The following is a 22,542-nucleotide window of genomic DNA, read 5'->3' as shown; positions in this document are numbered from 1 at the left end:
CCATGCGTTTGTGCCCATGGGTTCGCATCGCTAGACCGCGCCCGAGGGAGAACTGAATGCGTTTGAACGAGCCCATCACCGATCGCGAAGTCATAGTGGATGCCGATCGACCCATCGTCTCCCGCACCGATGCCGGCGGCCGCATCACGTTCGTGAACCAGGCTTTCATCGATATCAGCGGCTTCTCCGAAGATGAGCTGATGGGCAAGCCGCACAACATCCTGCGTCACCCACACATGCCGAAGGAGGCTTTTGCCGACCTGTGGCGCGCATGCAAGCGTGGTGACAGCTGGACCGGCCTCGTCAAGAACCGCACCAAGGATGGCGACTTCTATTGGGTGCGCGCCAACGTTTCGCCGGTCTACCAGGAAGACAAGATCGTCGGCTATCTTTCCATCCGCAGCCGGCCGAGCCGCGAAGAAGTGACCGCGGCCGGCAATGCCTACGCTCTTTTCCAAAAGGGTCAGGCCAAGGGTCTTCGCGTCGAAGACGGCAAGGTGGTCAAGGACAGCAAATTGTCCGACTTCCTTGCCCGCTTCAAGAGTTTCCGCGTCGAAGTCTTCGCGGCCCTCGCCGTGCTGATGTTGACGCTGGCACTGACCATCGGCAGCGCCGTGCTGGCCTTGCGGGATATCGACCTCACGGCGGAGAATGTCAGTGGGCAGAGTGAAATCGTGGCCAAGAAGGCCATCCCCCTGCTGGCCGCGACCAAGGACATCCGCTTCGACGTTGTGCAAATCCAGCAATGGCTGACCGATATTTCGGCAACGCAGGGCAAGGACGGGCTCGATGACGGGTTCGAGCTTGCGGCGCAATTCAAAGACAAGCTGAACACGGACCTGGCGGCGGCAAAAGCGATCGCCAGTGAACTCAACCAGGCCGAGATTGTCGCGGCACTCGACCAGGTGTCGGCAGCCACAGTTCCCTATTACGATATGGGCGTCACCATGGCGAAGGAGTTCATCGCCAAGGGCCCAGATGGCGGCAACAAGATCATGGGCCAGTTCGACGCCACGGCCGAGGCAATCACCGGCAGTGTCGACCAATTGTCGGCATCGACCGAAGCCTTCATCAAGTCGGTAGCAGACCAGCAGAGCATGGCCACGACCGAGCAGAACGACTTGATCGACCTGCTCTACAGCCTGTCCCTCATTCCGGTGATCATTGGATTGATTGCGGCGGGGCTTGCCGTCTTCACCGTGGCACGCGTGGCGCGGCTTATTGCACAGATTGCCTGGAGCACGTCGCGCGCGGCAGCTGGGCAGAAGATCGCCGAGCTTCCGGCCCTGGACCGCAACGACGAGATCGGGACATTGGCGAAGGCCGTGAAGACATTCATTTCGAAGGTCGAGTTCGGCGAACTGGAGCGCGGTGAGCTTTCGATCCGCGCCAATCGCGAACGATCGCTCGCCATGACGGAAATGGCCGAAAAGGTCGAGACCGAAACCAGCTCTGCCGTACGTGCCGTAGCCGATCTGGTCGGCAACATGACCGGGGCCGCCGAGGTGATGACAGATACGGCCGTTGCCGTGACGGACCGGTCGCATTCGGTACGCCAGGCGTCACAGCAGGCACTGGGCAACGCCCAACTGGTCGCGGCCTCGGCCGAGGAGCTCAGCGCCTCGATCGGTGAGATCAGCCAGCAAGTGACACAGACCGCCGCCGTCACCCGGACCGCCGTCGAAACAACCGAGAAGGCGACCCAGGCCATCGGTGAACTGACCACTGTCGTCCAGCAGATCTCGCAATTCGCCGGCATCATTCAGGACGTCGCCAATCAGACCAACCTGCTGGCGCTCAATGCGACGATTGAAGCCGCCCGCGCCGGCGAAGCTGGCAAGGGCTTCGCCGTCGTCGCCAACGAGGTGAAGAATCTGGCGGCGCAAACCTCGCGCAGCACAGAAGAAATCGCCCGCACCGTCTCGCGCGTGCTGCAAGCGACCGATTCAGCTGCCGAGGCTGTGCGCGGCATCGGCGATCAGATCCGACAAGTCGATGGATTTGCGTCCGGGATCGCTGCCGCAATCGAGGAACAGGCCGCGGCGACGGCCGAGATTTCGCGCAACATCACCGAGACAGCAGAGGCGACGGGTACCGTCACCAAGCAGATCGACGCGGTCTCCGAGCAGGCCGACGGCGCCCAGGCACGAGCACGCGAAGTCAGCCAATTGTCGGCCGATATCGAACGCGTGGTCCACGATTTGCAGAATGCTGTTGTCCGGTCGATCCGCACCGTCAGTGCGGAAGTCGACCGGCGCGCTGACGACCGCCTGCAGGGGCCGATCAAGGGGCGGGTACAGGTCAACGGCACCTGGATGCCGGCCAACATTCTCAATCTCTCGCGCGGCGGTGCCGCGTTCGAGTTGGATCAGGATGTCGGCAAACCCAATCGCGTGGTTCTGGAGATTGAAGGTGTCGACGCGCCGCTTTCGCTGAATGTTATCTCCAGCACAGGTACGACATTGCGCGGTTCCTTCGATCGCGCAGCGGCGTCTCGCACGACATTGCCGCAATTGCTGGAACGGCTGCGTCATCAGGGCGCCCTCCGCGCCGCCTGAGGCAAGTCGAACAAGGGGAGTTGCGGCACACTCCGGTTATCGCGCACTCTCTTCGCTGCGATCGGCTATCCCGCCGGCTGCAGCGGAGGAACGCGATGATGAACCAGCAGGATTGGCGACCCGAGACGCTGACCGCCCAGGCGCTTGGCTGGGTGGACGCGACAACGAATGCGGTGACACCGCCGATCCATATGGCCAGCACGTTCCGGCGTGCACCGACCTACGGCGCCGAACGCGCCTATATCCGCGACGAGAATCCCGCTTTCGACCAAGCCGAAGCATTGCTGGCAAAGTTGGAGCAAGGAACGGCAGCAGCCCTTTTCGCCTCCGGCATGGCGGCGGCGACATCAGTCTTCATGGCTCTGTCCCCCGGCGATCATGTTGTCGCACCACAGGTGATGTACTGGTCCCTGCGCAGCTGGCTCATGGGCTATGCCCGCCAATGGGGGATCGACGTGTCTCTGGTCGATACCGGAAATCTGGAGGCGGTCAAGGCGGCACTCGTTCCGGGGCGTACCAAATTGCTGTGGATCGAAACGCCGGCAAATCCGATGTGGACCGTCAGCGATATCGCCGCCTGCGCCACGCTTGCCCATGACGCGGGCGCGCGGCTCGCGGTCGATTCCACCGTGGCGACACCTGTCTTCACCCGCCCACTCACCTTGGGTGCCGATCTGGTGATGCATTCGGCAACCAAGTATCTCAACGGCCATTCCGATCTTTGTGCCGGCGCGCTCGTGACGCGCACCGACGATGACCATTGGCAACGTATCGGCAATGTGCGCGGGCAGCTGGGCGCCATCATCGGGTCGGTCGAGGCATGGTTGCTGCTGCGCGGCATGCGGACACTTTTCCCGCGCGTGCGCCAGCAGGCCGCGACGGCGCTGATCCTCGCCGAACGTCTTTCGGATCATCCAGCCATTGCCAGCGTGCTCTATCCGGGACTTTCCACTTTTCCCGGGCATGCGATCGCCAAGCGGCAAATGACGGGCGGCTTCGGGGCCATGCTGTCGATCAGGATGAAGTCCGGAACGGAAACGGCCAAGTCCGTCGCCGCAAAGGTCGAATTGTGGCAACGCGCGACGTCGCTGGGCGGGACGGAAAGCCTCATCGAACATCGCGCCAGCGTCGAGGGCGCGGGAAGTCCGGTACCCGGCGACCTCCTGCGGCTCTCGGTCGGGCTTGAGGATGCGAGCGACCTCTATGACGATCTCAATCGGGCCATAGGCAGTGCTGCCGCGTAAACTTCAAGCGGCCGGCAAGTCCAGTTCGACTTTGAGACCACCCAAGGAACTGTCGCCCAGCGAGAGACGGCCGCGATAGAGAGCGACAATCTCACGCACGATATCGAGGCCAAGGCCGGAACCCGGCATTCGTTCGTCGAGACGCTGGCCGCGCGCCATCGCGGCGGCGCGCGCTTCGGGGGCGATTCCCGGCCCATCATCCTCGATCGCCACCGCAAGGCGGCCGTCGCGCCGGCCGGCGCGCACCGTGACGCGTGCTCTCGCCCATTTGCAGGCGTTGTCACAGAGATTGCCGAGGATTTCGACCAGATCACCCCGGTCACCAGCGAAGGCCGCACCTTCATCGATCTCGAAACTGAGGTCGATCTGCCGGTCACGATAGATGGTGCGCAATGAAAAGCCGAGATCGTCGACCAGGTCGCTGACATCGACGCGCGCATGACCCGCGGCTGATGGGCCGGCGGCACGAATGCGTTGCAGAATGCGCTCGACTTGACCGCGCACGGATTGCAGCTGAACTTCCAACACCTCGCGCCGCTCAGGTTCCAACGACGCGATCTCGTGCGAGATGATCGACAACGGGTTCTTGAGCGCGTGGGCGAGATTGCCCGCCTCGTTGCGCGCGCGCTCAATCAATTGACGATTGTGATCGATCAGTGCATTGACCTCGTCGACAACCGGCGCCACTTCGGCCGGGACAGAAGCGGTCAGGCGTTCGGCCCGGCCATTGCGAATGGCGGCGATCTCCCGCCTCAAGGTCGTGAGTGGATGCAGGCCGAAACCGACCTGCAAATAGACCGCCACCATGAAGACGAGGCCCAGCGTGGTAAAGATAACGATTGTGTGGCGGGTGAACTGGGCCATATCGGCCTCCAGCTCATCGCATGGAGCGGCAATAAGAACGGAGACGCCCCCTTTGGCACCCGGCAAGTTGACGTCGCGGCGATAAATGCGCAATTCGCGGCTCCCCGGACCGTTCAGCTCTACAATGCCCTGTGTATCGGAAAGCAATTGCAGGCCACCCGTACCGCCCGGGCCGGCCGACGTCGACTGCCGCACCACCTTGCCGGCAACGGCTGCCTGCCAGTACCAGCCGCTGAAGACCTGGGAAAAGCGCGGATCGGCCGGGATATACGCCAGTACCAGTTCACCTTCGGCATCGATACTGGCCGCGGCCAGCAATTCACGCTGATAGGCGGCAAGCTGGTCGTCGAGCTGGCTTTCAAGATGCGTGCGGAACGCCCAGAGGAGCAGAATGCCGGCCAGCGCCAGCACCGGCAGAACCCAGACGGCCGCTGCCGCCATCAAGCGCAGCTTCAACGATCGGGGAAAAAACGTGCCGAGAAGATATCTCATAGCGCCAACACATATCCCTGGCCGCGCCTGGTTTCGATCGCCTCGGCGCCCAGCTTTTTACGCAGGCGATTGATCAGCACTTCGACCACATTGCTGTCGCAATCGAAATTCTGATCGTAGATATGTTCGGTGATCTCGGTCTTCGAGATGACAACGCCTCGACGCATCATCAGATAAGCCGTAAGGCGGTATTCGAGCGGTGTCATCGTGATCGGGCTGCCGTCCCTGAAGACCATACCCTGCGCCGCGTCGAGCGTCAGCGGCCCGATGGTCACAACCGAACTGGCAACACCCTTGGCGCGACGGATCAAGGCCTCGATCCGGGCCAGCACCTCCTCCATTTGAAAGGGCTTGGCGACGTAATCGTCGGCACCGGCACGCAACCCCTTCACCTTCTCCGTCCAGGAATCGCGCGCGGTCAGGATGAGGACCGGTGTCACAACACCTTCCTTGCGCCAGCGTTCGAGTATCGAGAGGCCATCGATTTTGGGCAGACCGAGATCGAGGACGATCGCGTCATAGCTTTCGCCGCTGCCCAGATGGTAGCCGTCCTCGCCGTCATCAGCGACATCGATCGCATAGCCGGTATCTCCGAGCGATGCGCGCAGCAGGCGCTGGATGTTCTTGTCGTCCTCGACGATCAGGATGCGCATGCAAAGCCCCCATCAATCATCGCCACCACCTTCACCGCCGCCGCCATCGCTCCCACCACTTCCACCGCCGCCGGAGCCACCACTCCCACCTTCGCCACCACCTTCACCGCCGCCGGAGCCACCACTGCCACCTTCGCCACCGCCGGAGCTGCCGCTTGATCCGCCTGCTCCACCCGCCCCACCCGATCCTCCCGACCCACCCGATCCGCCGGAACTGCCGCCTGCATCGCTGCCGTTTCCATCCGCATCGGCCGTTTTGTCCGGGCTGCCCGCTTTGGCGCCGGCACTGTTGTCGCCTCGTACACGATCCATCAATCGCGAGACTTCCGGGTCTTCGGATGGGCCGCGCACACGCTTGAGATCGAGATTGACGAGATCGAAATCGAGAATGGCGACACTGCCAGTGGGCGTGAGCACCTTCACCTCATAGACCCAGGTGCAGGAACCCGAGATCGCCAGCGCGGCAATATCGACTGAGAGCGGCTCGGCACCGACATTGCTGGCCAGTTCGCCGTAAAGGGCCGACATGCCGGCAGCACCACCCGGGGCGACGGATGTGCCGGTCCCCGTACATTCGCCCGCCCAGGCCAGCCGGGTGCCTGTCCCGGCGACCCCGCCGGCAAGGCACATGAGAGCCGCCAGGGCCGTGCGGGCACGCCACAACCGATAGCCGCCGATCGTCGTCAACGAGCGGCGGTTCGGAACCGGCGGCATTTGGTCAATCGGCAACAAACGGCATCTCTCGGTCGGGTCCGGACCGCCCGGCAGGGGCAGTCCAATAGAAGCCCCATCCTACCTTAAAGCAGGCTTAAGGGGGGCCTCAGACTCCCGTCAGCTACCCCTCGCTAGGCTGACATCGTTCACGGGCGGGGCCCGACATCGTTGAAGGAGGAAAGAACATGAGCAAAGTCTTTGAGATGAAGGGGCGCGATACATTCGGCCGGCGCTTGCTGCTGAGCGGCACGGCAACCCTGGCCCTTGCTGCCGCCATCAGCGTGGTGCCGATCAACTTCGAACACAGCCTTTCCGACGGACTCAGCTCGGCGGTCGCCCACGCCGAAGGCGGAGAAGGTGGTGGTGGTGAAGGTGGTGGTGGTGGTGGTGGCGATGGCGGCGGCGGCGAAGGCGGCAGCGGCGGCTCCGGCGGCAACAGCGGGAGTGGCGGCTCCGGGGGTAGCGGTGAAGGTGGCGATTCGGGAGGCGAAGGCGGTAGTGACGATGGCGGGGGCGATGACAGTGGCGGCGAAAGCGGTGAAAGCGGCACTAGCGGCGACGATGACGGTACTCCCGACCAAGGGACTGGCGACGTATCGGTAGATCCGAACGCGCCGGTCGTCACCACCGGCAATGACGACGGCACAGCTGACCAAGGGACCGGCGACAACTGACCGATCTCTCGGGCACCGGATGAAGGCAAGGCCCGGCTCGCACAAGCCGGGCCTTTCTCTTGGCGGCAAAGGTGGGAAACGCGCTGGCTTGGCCCGGATATCTGTATACAATATTCACAGCGCCATATGCACTCTGCAGTGGCACGGGCGGGCAAGGATCAAGCAAAGCCGATGGCGGACGACGCAATCATCAGCAAGCGAACGATGGCCGAGGAAGTGGCCGACGTCTTGCGCGCGCGCATCCTCGATGGCCGCCTGCCGGCAGGCGAGCCCATTCGCCAGGAACATGTCGCCAAGGAGCTGGGTGTCAGCCGCATCCCCCTGCGCGAGGCATTGTCGCAGCTCGCCGCCGAAGGCTTCGTGACACTGGTTGCGCACAAGGGTGCCATCGTCGCTCCCTTGTCGGCGGGCGAGGTCGAGGAACTGTTCGAGCTGCGCCTGGCGCTTGAGGACGGATTGCTGACGCGGGCCATTCCCCGTCTTGGCGAGGCCGATTTCGCTTCCTTGTCGCGCCTCATCGACCAGAGCATGTCGCCGGCCGGTCTCAAGCGCTGGGGCGAGCTCAACTGGCGCTTCCACGAACAGCTTTATCAGCACGCCGACCGGCCGGTGACATTGAAGCTGCTGAAGCGTGTCCATGACAATATCGACCGCTATCTGCGGCTGGAGATCGCGCTGTCGACCAAGGGACGCGAGCGGGGCGAACGAGAGCACCGCGCCCTCCTTGAATTCTGCCGTCAAGGCGATGTCGCCAGCGCGCGGGCGCTGCTGGCCGAGCATATCGAGGTGACCGCGCGCAATCTCGTCGCCCGCCTGAAGGCACGCGAATCCTGAGCCCGCCTCGGCTTCCTTCGAAAAGTTGCCGCTGACATTTCCCTGTCATCATCGCCCCGCATAGATCGGGGCAATGCGACGGGACACAACCAAATGGGCACGCGTTGGGCGATCTCTGCGGCTTCGGCTGCTGGTGCCGATGCTGCGCGGGCGGCATCAGCCGGTCCTCGTGGCCCGCGCCACCGCCATTGGGCTCTTCTGGGCCTTCACGCCAACCTTCGGCCTGCGCATGCCGCTGGTCTTTGCCAGTTGGTTGATGCTGCGGCACATCGCGCGCTGCGATTTCACGCTGGTGATCGGCCTCGCCTGGACCTGGCTCACCAACGCCCTGGTCACCCTGCCGCTCTATTTCGGCTTTTACGTGACGGGCAAGATCCTGCTGGGCGATCCCGGCGGTATCCTGGGCTTTGCCGATTTCCGGGCGCTGTGGGCGCCCCTTGCCGCCGCCGATCTTGACTGGCAGCAGCGCCTCTACCGCCTGGCCGCGTCGTTTTTCGGCGAGTGGGGCTTCACCCTGTGGCTGGGCGCGCTTCCCTGGGCCTTTGCCGCGGCCACCCTTGGATACCTGGCGACGTTCAAAATCCTGCGACATCGGCGGAACTTGCATCTGAAGCGCGCGAAGGCCACATAGGCAGGCGATGAGCGCCGCTAAACCACGATCCCGCCCCACCAATCCTACCGCACCCGCGACGCCACGCAGCCTTTGGCTGAGATGGCGGCGCCTCGCCCGCTACCGGATCCTCATCCCGATGATGCGGGCCCGGCACGCGCCGGAGCATGCGGCGCGCGGCAGCCTGGTCGGCCTGTTCTGGGCCTTCACACCATCGGTCGGCGTGCAGATGCCGCTGACGATCGGCACATGGCTGGTGGCGCGGCGCTTCTTCCGCTGGGACTTCAATCTCGTCCTCGCCATCGCCTGGACCTGGGTCACCAACGCCTTCACCGCCATTCCTTGCTACTATGTCTTCTACCTGACCGGCCAGATCATGTTCGGCCAGTGGAGCCGCCTTGCTGATTTCACCCATTTCCGGCTGATGTGGGGGGACATTTTTACCGAGGGGCAAAGCTTCCTCGAACAAATGCAAGCGCTGGCACGGGTGCTGATTCTCGACTGGGGCGTCACCATGCTGGTGGGCTCGCTCCCCTGGGCGATCCTGATCAGCGCGCTCGGCTATCGCTACACGATCAAATTCGTGCGCGCCTATCGCCACGCCCGCGACGAGCGGATGAAAAAGCGGCACCGCAAGGTCGAATCCGGCGCGGCTTGAGTCGGCACGGGTTGATTCGGAACGGGCCTATGGCTAGGGTCGCCCCGGATTTCAATCTGGGGTGTTAACCATCATGGCGAAGCGTATCGCGACGAAGAGCGTCCAAAGTGCCGGCGGCAATGAGTTCGACGCCTTCCTGAAACGCTATCCCAAGACCGCCGAGGTCGACGTCTTCGTCCATGACATGAACGGCTTCCTGCGCGGCAAGCGTTTCCCGGTGAGCGAGGCGCGCAAGATCTGGGAATCCGGCGTCGAGATGCCGCGCTGCCTCCTCTTCCTCGACCCGACCGGTGACGATCTCGATCCCGGCGGACGGTCGGAGGCGATGGGCGACCCCGACGGCACCGCCCACCCGATTCCCGGGCGCCTCGTTCCCGTGCCCTGGGCCGATCACCCGACGGCGCAGGTGCTCCTGCAGATGCACGACCCCTTCCTGAAGGGCGAGGGCAATGCCGGCAACCCGTCAAAATATTGCCCGCGCGCAGCCCTCACCGGCACGCTGAAGCGGCTTGAGAAGCTCGGTGTTATTCCGATGGTCGCGGTGGAGCTGGAATTCTATCTGCTCGATCCCGCGCGCGACGCGCTGGGGACACCGCTGCCGCCGAAGAATCCGAAGACCGGCATGGTCGAAACCTCGAAGCAGCCCTACAGTATGGACGATCTCGACGCCTATGCGACCTTCATCCGCCGTGTCGCCCACCATGCCGAGGCGCAAGGGATTCCGGCCTCGGCCGCCATCACCGAATATTCGCCGGGCCAGTTCGAGATCAATCTCAAACATCAGGCGGACGCGGTCGCAGCCTGCGACAATGCCGTGCTCTTGAAGCGCTGCATCAAGGGCGCCGCGCGCGAGCTCGGCTACAACGCCACCTTCATGTCGAAGCCCTTCCTCCATGCGGCCGGCAGCGGCATGCATGTGCATGTGAGCCTCATCGACAAGGCGGGCAAGAACCTCTTCGGCGAGACGGGTGCCAAGGGCGAGGCGTTGATGCGCCACGCCATCGGCGGCCTGCAGGCGACGATGGCGGAATCGATGGCGATCTTCGGCGCCAACCCGAATGCCAGCCGCCGCTATGTGCCCGGCGCCAACGTGCCGATGAGCCCGGAATGGGGCCACAACAACCGCACGGTGGCCTTCCGTATTCCGGCGGGCGGGAACAAGGCGCGGCGCATCGAACATCGCGTTGCCGGTGCCGATGCCAATCCCTACCTTGCGATGGCGGCGATCCTGGCCGGCATCGCCCACGGTATCGAGAATGAGCTCGATCCCGGCGCCCCCGCCGAGACCGGCGATTTCGCCCGCCCCGCCGACCCGCGCATTCCCTTCAAGTTCGAGGCGGCGCTGGATCGCTTGGGCAAGGCAAATATCCTGCCGCAATATATCGAGAAGGAATGCCTCGACCTCTATGTCGATGCGCGCCGCGCGGAGATGGAGAAGTTCCAGGATGTCGTCTCGCCGCGCGAATATGATTGGTATCTGTGAGCGGCAAAAGACATCGGCACCATAGCAGTCGGGCTCGCAGCGGGCTTTACCGCCTGCTGCGCTATCGCCTGCTGCTGCCGCTCTTGCGCTCGCACCACCCGCCGCAAATCGCCGCGCGCGGCACAGCAGTGGGCCTTATCCTGGCCTTCACGCCGACGATCGGTCTTCACACCATCATCGCCGGTGCCCTCTGGGCTGTGACGGCGCGGAGCGAGCGATTCCATTTCAGCCTGATCCTCGCCCTGGCCTGGACCTGGGCCTCGAACCCGATCACGGCGCTCCCCATCTATTACCTGCTCTATGTGACGGGGCAGATGATGTTCGGCCATTGGGGGCATCTCTCCGGCTACGCCGATTTCATCGCCATCGCCCACGACCTCCACGATGGTGGCCGTACCCTGCTGCAAGATCTCGAACTCATGGCGAAAGTCATGCTCGAAGATCTCGGCCTCACCATGCTGGTGGGCTCCATCCCCTGGGCCGCCCTCGTGGGGGGGCTGGGCTATTGGGGCAGCATGAAGTTCATCGAACGGTACCGGCGCGAGAAGGCTGCACGGCGGGCACGCAAGCATTGAGTGGCGAGAGCAACCGCGCCCTCAGCGATCCAGCGTCTTGGCGATGTTTTCGGCAATCTCCCCGGCAAGCCGGGAAAGAGCATCGCCCAAGGCTGCCGAACCAGTGAAACCGGCAGCATCGAGCTTTGCTGCAGCGACTGTTTCCGTTGGCGTGAGGCGTGCTTCGAATTTCGCCATTTCAAAAGGATTGAAGCCGACCGGCAAAGCGGTGGGCCGCGATGGCTGCGCGCCCAAGCGCTGCTCAAGGGCAGCGATATCCTGGTCCATCGCTTGCCGGTATCGATCGAGCACACCTTCGCGCGCCAGGAGTTTGGCCAGTGCCTTCGGGTCGGTATCGGTGCCTTCGGTCGGACCCGGATCGTTGGCCATCACTTCGGCGAACTTCTCGCCATAACGCGCATAGATGGCGGCCTTGCCGTCGCGCGCGGCGGCATTCCAGCTCTGATAGGCGCTCCACGCATCCTGCGAAGCCTGCCAGCTCGCCGGCATCTTATTGAGCGCGCTCGCCTGTTCGGTCAGCAAGCCGTCCGTCGCCTGCTTGATCCTGGCATCCAAGCCGGCGTTGATATCGTCCCAGGTCAATTTTCCATCATCCACCAGAGCCTGCAGCTGGGCCCGGTCGCTTTCCGGCAGCGCCGCCAGAAGATCGCCGCTGGTGCGGCGGAAATTGTCTTCGATCCAGGCCTTCTGCTCGGCAACGGCCAACTTTGCCGCGGCAAGAGCTGCCGTGTTGATGGGATCCGGGTCGGCAGCAAGGGTGGTCGACGTTCTGGCAGCCGAGCCATCCGTCGCATGAAATGCTACTGATTCACCAGCATCCGGTGCTGCCACTTCCGATTGCGGCGCGATTTGCCCGCGCCCGGAGATCATCTGGAATTGGCCGATCGTGCCAAAGTGCATGGATTCCACCATTGTCAGCGCTTCATCTCATCTGATGAAGCAAGCACCATGCCATTTCTTTCCCAACAGCGGGCGCAAAGCGCTGAATTGCCTTGTTTCCGAACACACGCATAAGGAGCGACGACGAAGTATCATTTATGTGGCATCCGGCATGCCATCTTGTGGAATCCGCACGTGATGGCGATGCCCGGCAACATAGCGGCTGTTCTGCGCGCAATCTCACCCCAGAATCTTCTTCCACATTGACGGCGGGGGCGCAGCGACGTGTCGTCTCGCCGGGTCCGGCTTCTTCGATTTCGGGCCAATCATGAGAGCCGGACCATCACTCCGGCCATCCATCGGCGTCAGCGCAAAATCCACGTAGCGGGCCGGCGTTGCTAGAGCGCCCTCTAAAGCCTTTTTCCCGACTTGCCGCCAATGCTTGCCGCGCCAATTCTCCAGGTCGACAATCTCCCGCTCGACCGGATCATAGACGGCCACGTCTTTGGTCGCGATACGCCGCCACAGCGCGTGCGCGCGCTTGGCGAAAGCCGTCGTTTCGGAATCATTGAGGTCATAGCACGCAAAGAACTCGGTCTCCGCGCCACTCAATACGGCCATTTCGGGATAACGGTCGGCAGGGAGTTTGCCTCGCTCCGATGCAGACAGGGCATACCGAAGATTCGGTTGCCGCGGGTCCACATACCCGTCGCTTTTGTAATGGAAAGTGAACCATCTGCCGTCGTCGCGATATTGCAAGGCGAGCCGAAAGACATCGCTGGCCTCATCTCGTCCGCCAATGAGGCGTTCTGGATCAGCCGACTGAATCTCATCCGGCCACGGCCAGCGGCAATAGATGTTTGGCCGGTTGAAGTTTGGGCCATTGAAGGGCGGCCTGTCGCGTTCAACGTCCAACGCCGCTTTGACCGCTTGCAGAAGATCGCCGTAGAGAATGATGGGGTGAGCGTCTGAGAACTTCGACGGCGTCGGCGTGCCGGTCTTGTAGTTGGCAAAGAAATAGATGAGTTCAGGGAATTCCTGCTTCAAGAGATTCGAGTATACCTCGACATCTTCGATGCAGATCTTGGCGGAGCTACGCAGGCGCCGATGCTTGGCTTTGGGCTCCGCCTTCAGTGAGTCAATTGCCCAATACAACTGGGCAGGATGCTTATCCAACCTTGCCAGGACCTGCCTGATAAAGGCGCGACGGGTTTCCCGGCTGTCCTGCTTCGAGAACATTTACCCTCCCGCCTCAATCAACCACGCTCCCCAACCGTTTGCCCGCTATGCGCTTTTCCAAGGCCGGACCGGCTCGGTTTCTTGGCTTGGGTCCGATCATCAAAGCGGCGCCTTTCTGCGGCGGCCGCAGTGCCCACACCGGATAGCGCGGCGGGCTATCCAGCACATTGGCCAGAGCGCATTTGCCGATAAGCCCATTGTCTCCAATCTGCGCTTCGGCTTCGACGACCTCACCGGTTGAAGCATCATAGATGGCGACCGCTTTGGTCGACAACCGGCGCCAAAGGGCATGCGCGCGCTTGACGAAAGCTGTCGTCTCCGGATCATTCAGATCGTAGAGCGAGAAGAATTCACTGAACACAGAGAGCGCATCCTTGCCCGGGATCAGCAGATCGAAGGGTGGATAAGCCTCCGGGTGCAATGAGGCGCGGCTCAGAATATACGGCTTACCACTTCCATCGAGATGCGTTCGCGGATCGACATAGCCGTCGCTTGCGTATTGCAGACTGAACCAACGCCCGAGATCTCGATATTGCACGGCCAGATCAAATACATCGTCCGGGAAGTCCCGCCCTCCTATAAGACGTGCCGGGTCGCCAGACGCCAGCTCTTCTGGCCACGGCCACCGGCAAACGACTTCCGGACGCGGACTTGGCGCTTTGATTGCGGCGTCGACGGCTTCGCGAAGAGAGGGGTAGAGAATGATCGGCTGCGAGTCCGGGTATTTTGGTGGCCGATGCCGCCCCGTCTTGAAGTTCAGGAAGAAGTACACGGCCTCTGGAAACTCGGCATACAGCAGGCGCGAGAACACCTCCACATCATCCATGCACAGAATAGCCTGACCGCGCGTACGGCGAACGCGCGCAACCGGCTCATCCTTCAGCAACTCGGCCGTTCTGGCTATCGCTTGGGCACCACCAGATCGGCTTTGCAGTACGCTTGCCAGCCATCGCCGCTTCTCGTCGTCCATTGCCCGCCTCTGGCCGGTCTTATCTCTTTTGCTGTCGGGACTGTCCTCTGATGATGCCGATTGCATCGGCTCCTTCCACGAACTCGACGATGGCAGCAGCAAGCCGCTGCAAGACATCAAATTCATGCCCTAGGTGACGATCGAATATCAAAGTTTCACCTGCGGGTGTTTCGATCGGTTGCAGGCAAAGCTTCTTGCGATTGGTAACCCCATCCAATCCGAGGAAAGAAATTGTGCCTTGTTAGCGAATTGGTTTCACTTTCTTAGGAACAGGACCAAGCAGCAATTTTCCGCCCTCGGGCGATGTTCGCAGCGCAAAACCTGCATAACGCTTCGGGTTTGCCAACGCACCAGCTAGAGCTTGCTTCCCGATCTTCCAGGGGAACTTTCCGTCCCAGTTCTCGGGGTGCACGACTTCCCCACTGGTCGGGTCATAGTGAGCGATCTTCGACGTATAGGTCCGGCGCCAGAGGGCGTGAGCACGCTTTGCGAAAGCAGTCGTCTCCGGGTCATTGGCATCATAGAGCGTGAAGAATTCGCTGAGGTCGGCGTCAAGCAGCTGGAACGGCCAATAAGTACAATCGGAGAGCGGTATCTTATCCAAGCGCCATTGATCGTGTGGCGATACAGACTTGCACGGGAAAAGATAACCATTCGTCTTGTAACGTAGCATGAACCAGCGCCCAAGAGCGCGATACTGGATCGCAACATCGAAGGTCTGATCCGGGAACTCTCGACGCCCGATCAGCTCCTCTGGATCTCCAGACGCCTGCTCTTCCGGCCACGGCCAACGTGCAATGATATTTGGACGAGCGAAATTTGGGCCGTTGAATGATGGCCGTGTCTTTTCGACGTTGATAGCGGCTTCTATTGCTTCGACCAAACTGCCGAAGAGATTGAGCGGAACTTCAACAGCGAATTTTTCTGGTGTTGGTATGTCGGTCTTGTAGTTTGCAAAAAAGTATACAAGTCCCGGGAACTCGGATTTTAGAAGATCGGAAAAGACCTCAACATCCTCAAAGCAAATTCTGGCCTGGCTGGCCGTGCTGTGCACGCGCGCCTTCACTTCACCCTTGAGCTGGCTCGAAATGTTGTCGAGATTCCGAGCGCTGGTTCGATCCCACGCCAACAGCGTATTAACGAATTTTCGCTTCTCGTCATTGCCCATCGGTTGTTCCCGCTCCCGTATCCTCATTTGCCGTTTCCGGAAAAGGCGCTTCGAACTTCTTAAAGTTCGCTCTTACCAAGAATGGACGCCCACAATCGATCATATCGGATATGAACTCGTCCATCTTCTTTAGATAGTCTTCCATGGATTGATTGGGTTTGCGCTTGGAAAAATATCCAAACCCAGCAACTGAAATACCAAGCTCACCTCGCCCTATGGCATGAGCAAGATTGTGAGCAAGACTATAAATTTGCCTCGCCTCATTCGCCAGCAGCGTGCGCCCATTCGCCCAGGTTCCCGCATGATTGCCATACGCTCCGATCTGCTTGCCATTGTACTTGAAGTCCGCCCCGATATCGGTCCAGTTGGCCCCCTTAAGGCTATTTGGGTCCCGGCGTATCAGCCGCTCCTTGCGGCCAAAATAGGTGTCTATGATTTCACCTCCGCAAGCTTTAATCGCCGCCGCAAGTTTCTGGGTCATCAATTCGGCCATATCGCGTGTTTCTTCGCTACCAAGGCGCCCACCAAACTTTTCGATCTCAAGCTGAGATATCGCTTGTGAAGCCTCGCTCAAGACATCAGCCGCATCTTGCCCAGAGATGCGCTCAGGCTCAACGATGCCAAGAAACGCTTTCGGTTCTGCTACCTTTTCGTTGGGCTTGTCGCCAGCCTTGGTCCAGCGCTCCGCCGGGGCAAAGACCATCTTCGCCACTGCGTCTTCGATCTCGGCCTTCTCGGCAGGATTGGGTTGGCGATGGTAGCCGGTGACAAAATCCTGCATTGCCGCGTTTGAGAGCTTTTCTGCCTCGCCCGTCATCGATTGGAAGACCTTCTCCGGGTCCTTCTCCAACAGGCGCGACCACTCGTCCTTCATCTCCTCAAGATAGGTGAAGCGGCCCGCATCGCTCACAACATTGAGGGCATATTCGGCTGGGGCCGGCGGCGCTTTGCCGAGACGGGACCAGTTGAAGAGTCGGTTGGCGGTCGCCCATTCCTCGGCCTCGGTTGCTGCCTCGCTGCCGGCACCGGTTGCCTTTCCGGGAGATCGCTCCGCAGGCTGCGCTTTCTGTTGCCGCGCGGCGCTTGATGCAGCGGAGTCCCCATTGTCATTTGCCACAGTGCGCTTGTTGTCATTGGCAGCAGCGCCAATCAGCCCCTCGTTGAATTCGCGGCGCTGGCGCGGCGTTGTTGCGGGCGGCGAGAGGAACGGCTGTGCTTTTTCCACTTCCTTCGGCAGGCCCACAATCGCCTTGTCCGTCGTTGCAACTTGTATCGGCGTCGGCGCGGCATTGGCGCGCCCCAAGTCCCAGGCACCTTTATTGAGATCAAGGTCGAGATCGCCCGCCACGTGGGTAAGGTCGGACGGGTCTTTGCGCGGCACGCCGATATCGTCGACCGCCGCGTCGGCGGTTGCCGCCTGCTTGGCAATCACGCGCTTGGTGTCCATGAGGGCGAGCGCTTCATCTTCTCCCGGATGCGATTTGTCGTCCGGATACTTGGCGAGCTCGTGCCACGTGACTCCGGATTGCGCATACTCGTTAAAGGCAGTGCGGCGCAGCTTGGCGACGTCGACATCTTCACGCTGCTCCATCGTGATGCGGCGATGCTTGCCATCGGGCGCACGGAAGAACTGGCCACCGCCCAGATGCGGCATGTCGTCCAAGAGCGACTGCGTCGGCGCATCGACCGGGGCTTGCCCCTGCCAGCGATCGGGATGGACGGATTGGCGATAGGCCTGTTGCTGCCATGCTCGCTCGTGGTCGGGGGATGTGAATTGGAAGGTTTCCCCCTGCCAGGATCCCAAAACCGATTTGTGAGCCGGTACCGGCTGGCCCATCAGCCGGTTGCGATTTTCCTGCGCCATTTCGCTCTCCTGCGTATTTTACGTCTTTAACGTAACATACGCAGGCACAAAGTGTCAATATGTTCTTATTTTGATCTTTTAAATTTCTTTCCTGGGTCGCTAGCTGGCTAGAGCCGCGTCCTCGACGATGAGCTGGACGTTGTCGCGGCCCTGCCAGGTGTCGCGGCGGAGGTGGCCGGCGACGTGGAGGCGGAGGCCTCGGGCGGTGGTCAATCTGGCGCCGAGATCGGTGTCGAGGCAGCGGAAGGCGATCGCCTTGAGCCTTGCCCCATCCGCCCCTTCCAATTGCAGCCTGAGATGGGCGCCGCCCACCACATCGGCGAAGGCGAGGCGCACATTGGGGAAGGCGAAGCGCGGCTCGGCATTGCCTGAACCGAAGGGTCCCATCCGTTCCAGCAGGTTTATGAGGTCGGTTGTGGCGGCGCGGGGCTGCAGGGCGGCGTCGAGGTCGAGGACGGGAAGAAGCGCCTCGCCGTTCATGTGATCGACGAAGCGGGCGTGGAGAAAGGCCTGGAGGTCGGAGAGGCGCTCCTCCGCCACCTCGAACCCGGCCGCCATCGCATGGCCGCCGCCTTTCGCGATGATGCCGGCCTCGCGCGCGGCGATGATGGCGTTGCCCAGATGAAGCGACCCCACCGAGCGGCCGGAGCCCTTGCCGATGCCGTTCTCGATGGCGATGACGCAGGCCGGGCGCTGATAGCGTTCCTTGAGGCGCCCCGCCACGATGCCGATGACGCCGGGGTGCCAATCGTGGCCGCAGGCGAAGATGAGATAGGGGCTGTCGGCGGCGTGGGCTTCCGCCGCCAGGATCGCGGCGTCGAGCACGCGCGTCTCGATATCGCGGCGCTCGGTGTTGAGCGCGTCGAGTTCGGCGGCAATCGTGCGCGCGAAATCCGCATCGTCGCTGGCGAGGAGTCTGGCACCGAGGTCAGAGCGCCCGACCCGGCCGCCGGCATTGACGCGCGGGCCCAGCAGGAAGCCCGCATGATAGGCGCTGGGCCGTTCGTTGATGCGGGCGACATCGCTCAAGGCCGCAAGGCCGGTATTGAGGCGCCCGGACATCACCTTCAACCCTTGCGCCACCAGCGCGCGGTTGATGCCGGTCAAGGGCACCACGTCCGCGACCGTCCCCAGCGCCACGATGTCGAGCCATTGCATGAGGTCGGGTTCGGGCCGCGTAGGACTGTAGAACCCGCGCGCGCGCAGCGCACGGTTGGTGGCGACGACCACCAGGAAGGCAACGCCGACGGCGGCGAGCTGCCCAAAGCCCGGCGCTTCGTCGAGCCGGTTCGGGTTGACGACGGCATGGGCGGGCGGCAAGCGCGGCTCGGCCACATGGTGATCAACCACCACCACCTCAAGTCCCGCTTCCTGCGCGGCGGTGAGCGGATCGAAGGCGGTGATGCCGCAATCGACCGTGATCACCAGCTTGGCGCCGGCCTGCGCCAATTTCTGCATCGCCGGCGCGTTGGGGCCGTACCCTTCCGCAAGGCGGTCCGGCACATAGAGGATCGGCGCCTTGGCCCCGACGCTGGCAAAGAAGCGCATGAGGAGCGCCGAGGAGGTGGCGCCGTCGACATCGTAATCGCCGAAGATCGCCATCTGCTCGCCCCCCATGACCGCATCGGCGATGCGGGCGGCGGCCTTGTCCATGTCCTTGAAGATGGAAGGATCCGGCATCTGGTCGCGAAGGCGCGGCGCCAGATAGGCGGCCGCTGTTTCCAGCGACTGGCCCCGTGCGGCGAGGAGTTGGCCGATGAGTTCGGGAACGCCTTCGCGCTGGGCGATGGCGAGGCTGAGGCGGTCGTCGTAAGGGCGCTGCCGCCAGAGCCGCCCGCAGGCAGAGCGCGCGACGCCCAGGAAGGCGCCGCTCTCACTCATGAACGGGCACGCGCGGCTTGGCGCATCAGATGCCTTGCGGCTTCTTGATGGTCCAATTGTGCTGGGCCTCGACGAGGCGGACCGTGCCGGTCTTCGAGCGCATCACCATCGAATGGGTGCTGGCGCTGGTGGCCGAACGGCGGACACCGGTCAGCATCGGGCCGTCGGTGACACCAGTCGCCGCGAACATCACGTCGCCCTTGGCGAGGTCGAGCAGATTGTATTTGCGGTTGAAGTCGGTGATGCCGACCTTGCGGGCGCGGTTCTTCTCATCGTCGTTGCGGAAGACCAGCCGGCCCTGCATCTGGCCGCCGATGCAGCGCAAGGCCGCGGCGGCGAGCACGCCTTCGGGCGCACCGCCCTGGCCCATATAGATGTCGACGCCGGTGCCGGGCTTGGCGGTCGCAATGACGCCCGCCACGTCGCCGTCGGAGATCAGCATGATGCGCGCACCCGTGGCGCGCACCTTGGCGATGAGGTCGGCATGGCGCGGGCGGTCGAGGATGCAGGCGACGATGTCGCTGATTTCCATCTTCTTGGCCGCAGCGATCGCCTTCAGATTCTCAGCCGGGCTGGCGTCGAGATCGACGATGCCGTCGGGCAGGCCCGGGCCGACGCTGATCTTGTCCATATAGGTGTCGGGCGCGTTGAGGAAACCGCCGGCCTCGGCCATCGCGATGACCGCCAGCGCATTGGTGCCGCCCTTCGCGGTGATGGTGGTGCCTTCCAGTGGATCGAGTGCGATGTCGATCTTCGGGCCGCCAGAACCGACCTTCTCGCCGATATAGAGCATCGGCGCCTCGTCGCGCTCGCCTTCGCCGATCACGACCGTGCCGTCGATGGGCAGGTCGTTGAGCGCGCGGCGCATGGCGTCGACGGCGGCCTGGTCGGCGGCCTTTTCATCGCCACGGCCCATCAGGCGCGAGGCGGCCAAGGCCGCTGCTTCGGTGACGCGGACAGCCTCGAGGGCCAGATTGCGATCCATAACGATAAACTCCTTAGCTCAGTGTCTCGATCGGCAGCACATGCGCCGGTTCCAGCACCGATTTGATGTCGGAAAGCCGTTTCACCACGCGGCCGACGGCGGCCTCGGTGGTTTCGTGGGTCGTGAACACCAGCGGCACCGGGTCGTTCGGCGACCGGCCGCGCTGGATCATGGATTCCAGCGAGACGTTCTCGTCGCGCATGACGCCGGCGATATCGGCGATGACGCCCGGCTTGTCGATGACCATCAACCGCAGATAGTAGGATCCGGCACGAAGCCCAACAGGCGCCTGGGCCGCCGGTTCCAGACTTTCCGCCGGGGCTGAGAAAGCGGGCAGAATGAAGCCGCGCGCAATGTCCATGAGATCGGCGACGATGGCCGATGCGGTGGGACCGCGCCCGGCGCCACGGCCGATGGCGATGTTCTCGCCGACGAAATTGCCGCTGGTGACGACCGCGTTATAGACGCCGTCAACCTTGGCGATCGTGCTCGCCGCCGGCACCATGCAGGCATGGACGCGCTGCTCGATGCCGTGCTGCGTCTGGCGGCCGAGCCCCAGCAATTTGATGCGGAAGCCGAGCTCGTCGGCATAGGCGATGTCGGCCGCCGAGACGTTGCGGATGCCGGAGATGCGGACGCCGTCGAAATTGACTGCCACGCCGAAGGCGACCGAGGTCAGGATCGAGAGCTTGTGCGCGGCATCGATGCCGTCGACGTCGAAGCTCGGATCCGCTTCGGCATAGCCCAGCTTCTGCGCCTCGGCGAGGACGTCGGCGAACTCGCGCCCCGTCTCGCGCATCTGCGTCAGGATATAGTTACAGGTGCCGTTGAGGATGCCGTAGACCTGGGTGATGCGGTTGGCGGCGAGGCCCTCGCGCATCGCCTTGATGACGGGGATGCCGCCCGCGACCGCCGCCTCGTAAGCCAAGCCCACGCCGGCCTTCTCGGCGGCGAGCGCCAGCGCCGTGCCGTGATGGGCGAGGAGCGCCTTGTTGGCGGTCACGACATGCTTCTTGTGGGCGATGGCCTTTTCGACCAGATCCTTGGCCTTGCCTTCGGATCCGCCGATCACCTCGACCACGACATCGACATTCGGATGTTCGGCGAGCTTCGCCGCATCTTCGACCCAGTCGATGCCTTTCAAGTCGAGCCCGCGATCCTTCGACCGGTCACGCGCCGAGACGGCAGTCACAACGATGCTGCGCGGGCAATGCTTGGCGATGATATCGGCGTTCTGCTGCAGCACGTCGATGACGCCGGCACCGACGGTACCGAGGCCGGCAATCCCGACGCGCAGCGGCGCGCCGCCGGAGGATTTTCGATCAGCGGCCATGACGCCGCCCTCTCGGCAGCGCCGAGCCCGCAAGATTGATCATGATCGACTTTTCAGAACTCAGTAGGCGGAAAGGAAGATCTCGACGCGGCGGTTGTTCGCCTCACCGGCCGGCATGGTCTCCACAGCAACAGGCGCAGTGGAACCGGCGGCGGCCACCTGGATGAGGCCGGCCGGCACGCCGCGGCGGGTGAGCGCCCGGGCGATCGCATTGGCACGCTTCATCGAGACAGCGTAATTGGCCTGGTCCTGCGCATAGGGGTTCATGTTGGCCGTGCGCTGGCTGGCATGGCCGACGATGCGGATGACGCCGCCGTAATAGCGGTGCATCTCGGCGATCTGCTTTACGACGCGCTGGTCGTCGCGGCCGAGCTTCGCCGACCCGTTGTTGAAATAGACGACACCGACCGGCTGGCCGGCGGCGGGCAGCGGCGGCACGGCGGCCGGCGCGTAGGATTGGTAGCCCGGCGCTGCATAGACCGGCTGGCCGAGAGCGGCGCCGCCATAGGCAACCGGCTGCGTGACACCGTAAGGCGAACGGTAATAGGCCTGGGCCGGGTTGTTGCGCTGATAGGGGTTGTAGCTCGCATAGCCATAGGTGCCGCCGGCCGCGACCGACGAATAATCCACCATGACCGGCGTGGCGACGACCGTGGGGGCACTCGCCTGCGGCACGGTGCCCGGCTGGACCAGATAGCCGGTTGCGGCCTGGCCGCCGCCCAAGGGCTTCGAGCCGGGCTGCGGGCTGCCGATATAGCCCTGGGTAACGGTGCCCATCTGCGTCATCTGCGGGGCCGGATATTGGCCGACCGGCGCCGCGGCAAGCGGCTGCTGGCTGACGGCCGGCGCCTGCGGCGCGGGCAT

At 63.0% G+C, this 22,542-nt stretch carries 20 protein-coding genes; 8 read left to right on the top strand and 12 right to left on the bottom strand.

The features are described 5' to 3' along the window. The first annotated feature begins 56 nt into the window (after positions 1 to 56). Together ACE3PP_RS02325 and ACE3PP_RS02320 are read left to right on the top strand one after the other, a co-directional pair. Entirely contained in the window at positions 57 to 2,558 is a 2,502-nt protein-coding gene (locus tag ACE3PP_RS02325; RefSeq protein ID WP_374377565.1) for a methyl-accepting chemotaxis protein, read from the top strand. A 95-nt stretch (positions 2,559 to 2,653) separates the two neighbouring features. Further along, the gene (locus ACE3PP_RS02320) at positions 2,654 to 3,802 is read left to right on the top strand and encodes a PLP-dependent aspartate aminotransferase family protein (RefSeq protein WP_374377564.1); all 1,149 of its coding nucleotides are present in this window, start codon (positions 2,654 to 2,656) and stop codon (positions 3,800 to 3,802) included. A 3-nt stretch (positions 3,803 to 3,805) separates the two neighbouring features. On the opposite strand, the gene ACE3PP_RS02315 is transcribed toward ACE3PP_RS02320, so the two are convergent. From ACE3PP_RS02315 to ACE3PP_RS02305, 3 genes are read right to left on the bottom strand one after another with little or no spacing between them, the layout of a single operon-like run. Continuing rightward, positions 3,806 to 5,158: a sensor histidine kinase gene (locus ACE3PP_RS02315; RefSeq protein ID WP_374377563.1), complete on the bottom strand. Its 1,353-nt coding sequence runs from the start codon at positions 5,156 to 5,158 to the stop codon at positions 3,806 to 3,808. Then, entirely contained in the window at positions 5,155 to 5,811 is a 657-nt protein-coding gene (locus tag ACE3PP_RS02310; RefSeq protein WP_374377562.1) for a response regulator transcription factor, read from the bottom strand. Before ACE3PP_RS02310 ends, ACE3PP_RS02315 begins: the two co-directional genes overlap by 4 nt. 12 nt (positions 5,812 to 5,823) lie before the next feature. Next, positions 5,824 to 6,525, bottom strand: a complete 702-nt coding sequence (locus tag ACE3PP_RS02305; protein WP_374377561.1) for a hypothetical protein — start codon at positions 6,523 to 6,525, stop codon at positions 5,824 to 5,826. A 185-nt stretch (positions 6,526 to 6,710) separates the two neighbouring features. Here ACE3PP_RS02305 and ACE3PP_RS02300 point away from each other — a divergent pair, with 185 nt between their 5' ends. The 6 genes from ACE3PP_RS02300 (at position 6,711) to ACE3PP_RS02275 (ending at position 11,359) form a co-directional block, all read left to right on the top strand. After that, the gene (locus ACE3PP_RS02300; protein WP_374377560.1) at positions 6,711 to 7,199 is read left to right on the top strand and encodes a hypothetical protein; all 489 of its coding nucleotides are present in this window, start codon (positions 6,711 to 6,713) and stop codon (positions 7,197 to 7,199) included. Positions 7,200 to 7,370: 171 nt separating this feature from the next. Continuing rightward, positions 7,371 to 8,033, top strand: a complete 663-nt coding sequence (locus ACE3PP_RS02295) for a GntR family transcriptional regulator (RefSeq protein WP_374377559.1) — start codon at positions 7,371 to 7,373, stop codon at positions 8,031 to 8,033. Positions 8,034 to 8,106: 73 nt separating this feature from the next. Then, positions 8,107 to 8,664, top strand: coding sequence for a DUF2062 domain-containing protein (locus tag ACE3PP_RS02290; protein ID WP_374377558.1), 558 nt, complete (start codon positions 8,107 to 8,109; stop codon positions 8,662 to 8,664). A 118-nt stretch (positions 8,665 to 8,782) separates the two neighbouring features. Beyond that, positions 8,783 to 9,301, top strand: a complete 519-nt coding sequence (locus ACE3PP_RS02285) for a DUF2062 domain-containing protein (protein ID WP_374377557.1) — start codon at positions 8,783 to 8,785, stop codon at positions 9,299 to 9,301. A gap of 73 nt (positions 9,302 to 9,374) precedes the next feature. Further along, the gene (locus ACE3PP_RS02280; protein ID WP_374377556.1) at positions 9,375 to 10,784 is read left to right on the top strand and encodes a glutamine synthetase family protein; all 1,410 of its coding nucleotides are present in this window, start codon (positions 9,375 to 9,377) and stop codon (positions 10,782 to 10,784) included. Beyond that, positions 10,781 to 11,359 carry a DUF2062 domain-containing protein gene (locus ACE3PP_RS02275; protein WP_374377555.1) on the top strand — a complete coding sequence of 193 codons (579 nt, stop codon included), beginning with the start codon at positions 10,781 to 10,783 and terminating at the stop codon, positions 11,357 to 11,359. Before ACE3PP_RS02280 ends, ACE3PP_RS02275 begins: the two co-directional genes overlap by 4 nt. 21 nt (positions 11,360 to 11,380) lie before the next feature. Here ACE3PP_RS02275 and ACE3PP_RS02270 read toward each other — a convergent pair whose 3' ends face one another. From ACE3PP_RS02270 to ACE3PP_RS02230, 9 genes are all read right to left on the bottom strand, one after another. Beyond that, the gene (locus ACE3PP_RS02270) at positions 11,381 to 12,259 is read right to left on the bottom strand and encodes a hypothetical protein (protein WP_374377554.1); all 879 of its coding nucleotides are present in this window, start codon (positions 12,257 to 12,259) and stop codon (positions 11,381 to 11,383) included. A gap of 219 nt (positions 12,260 to 12,478) precedes the next feature. Beyond that, a complete protein-coding gene (locus ACE3PP_RS02265) occupies positions 12,479 to 13,477 on the bottom strand; it encodes a hypothetical protein (protein WP_374377553.1) in 999 nt (332 codons plus the stop codon). A 13-nt stretch (positions 13,478 to 13,490) separates the two neighbouring features. After that, positions 13,491 to 14,447, bottom strand: coding sequence for a hypothetical protein (locus ACE3PP_RS02260; protein ID WP_374377552.1), 957 nt, complete (start codon positions 14,445 to 14,447; stop codon positions 13,491 to 13,493). Between the two features lie 241 nt (positions 14,448 to 14,688). Beyond that, positions 14,689 to 15,615, bottom strand: a complete 927-nt coding sequence (locus tag ACE3PP_RS02255) for a hypothetical protein (protein WP_374377551.1) — start codon at positions 15,613 to 15,615, stop codon at positions 14,689 to 14,691. Continuing rightward, entirely contained in the window at positions 15,605 to 17,479 is a 1,875-nt protein-coding gene (locus ACE3PP_RS02250; RefSeq protein ID WP_374377550.1) for a hypothetical protein, read from the bottom strand. Before ACE3PP_RS02250 ends, ACE3PP_RS02255 begins: the two co-directional genes overlap by 11 nt. A 99-nt stretch (positions 17,480 to 17,578) precedes the next feature. Continuing rightward, positions 17,579 to 19,360, bottom strand: coding sequence for a single-stranded-DNA-specific exonuclease RecJ (recJ, locus tag ACE3PP_RS02245; protein WP_374377549.1), 1,782 nt, complete (start codon positions 19,358 to 19,360; stop codon positions 17,579 to 17,581). Positions 19,361 to 19,385: 25 nt separating this feature from the next. Continuing rightward, positions 19,386 to 20,345, bottom strand: a complete 960-nt coding sequence (gene glpX, locus ACE3PP_RS02240) for a class II fructose-bisphosphatase (RefSeq protein ID WP_374377548.1) — start codon at positions 20,343 to 20,345, stop codon at positions 19,386 to 19,388. Positions 20,346 to 20,358: 13 nt separating this feature from the next. Further along, positions 20,359 to 21,678 (bottom strand): homoserine dehydrogenase, encoded by a 1,320-nt coding sequence (locus ACE3PP_RS02235; protein ID WP_374377547.1) that lies wholly within the window; start codon positions 21,676 to 21,678, stop codon positions 20,359 to 20,361. A 60-nt stretch (positions 21,679 to 21,738) separates the two neighbouring features. Next, positions 21,739 to 22,542: OmpA family protein (locus ACE3PP_RS02230; RefSeq protein WP_374377546.1), on the bottom strand; the 804-nt coding region annotated here is incomplete at its 5' end.

Source organism: Dongia sp. (assembly GCF_041910485.1).
GTDB lineage: Bacteria > Pseudomonadota > Alphaproteobacteria > Dongiales > Dongiaceae > Dongia.
The sequence above is the reverse complement of the archived record's forward strand: the minus strand, read 5'-3'. Positions and strand labels throughout refer to the sequence as shown.